The 1,081-nt window shown below is 53.1% G+C and carries 1 protein-coding gene; it reads right to left on the bottom strand.

Going from position 1 to position 1,081, the window contains the following annotated elements:
- Positions 1–135: 135 nt before the first annotated feature.
- Positions 136–768, bottom strand: a complete 633-nt coding sequence (locus tag FAP39_RS17350; protein ID WP_138017624.1) for a tyrosine-type recombinase/integrase — start codon at positions 766–768, stop codon at positions 136–138.
- Positions 769–1,081: the final 313 nt, after the last annotated feature.

The raw sequence follows: 1,081 nt of genomic DNA, 5'->3' as shown, positions 1-1,081 counted from the left end.
TGATGGTCCCATCAGCTTTCTTAAACCTGACTTTCGCTGCGGCACAGAAAACATGCAATTTGGGCTCATTCCTGCCGTTAGCCGCGCGTGTCACGAATGACCGCTCTGGGCCGTCAGTGAAGACGGCCCAAGTTTTTAGATTTCTATGGCTTCGGCAATCGCAAGAGCATCCTCAAGCTCGACGCCGAGGTATCGGACGGTGCTGTCCATCTTCGTATGCCCCAACAACAGCTGCACGGCGCGAAGGTTACCAGTCTTTTTGTAGATTTGCGTCACCTTGGTTCTTCGCATCGAATGCGTGCCGAATGCGCTCGCCTCAAGGCCAATCGACGTCACCCAGTCACGGACGATCCGAGCATATTGGCGGGTCGAGATATGAAGACGTTCATGAAACCGGCCAGGCCAGAGGTGTTCTGATCCAACCATCAGCGGGTTTTGCATCCACTTTTCGAGTGAAGCACGGGTGCCCTCAGAGATTTCGAAACGGACAGGTTTCCTAGTCTTACTTTGCAGAATGGAGGCGCGCTCTTTGATCTGACCGGATGCCATGACATCTACGACCTTCATTTTTACCAGATCGCAGCCGCGCAACTTACTGTCGATGGCCAAATTAAAGAGTGCCAAGTCGCGATGGTTCTCGGCCAACTCTAGTCGCACCCTGATTGCCCAGACGTGTTTGGGCTTGAGCGGTCGCTTCTGACCGACGATCCGTCCTTTATTCCAGGCAGGGCGTAGTGCGCGAATGGCAGGTAAGTTTGGTGTTTCCATGACTGATCCTCCGATCCGCCACTCCCGCCACAACGACAACCCGACGTCGACCATGCAACATAACATCGAATTGCAGCGCCGCGTTTGATATCTTCAGGACCCTAACGACTGTCGCTGCGCCTACGCCAAATGGCAGCTATGCGCAGAAAGCCGGCTTTGCAAAGTAGGCCCCCAAGACGCGCCAACATGTTGCGAACGGCCCAAACCCGACCTTGATGTTTGCATTACTGAAAGTCCGTTATGTAATCGTGGCGATCTAGATTGCGGGTGTGTACTTGATTTTTCTTTGTCACGATAAAAGAAGATTCCATGA

Source organism: Shimia litoralis, assembly GCF_005518135.1.
GTDB lineage: Bacteria > Pseudomonadota > Alphaproteobacteria > Rhodobacterales > Rhodobacteraceae > Shimia_E > Shimia_E litoralis.
Note: the sequence above shows the minus strand (reverse complement) of the source record. Positions and strands in the feature narration are given on the sequence as shown.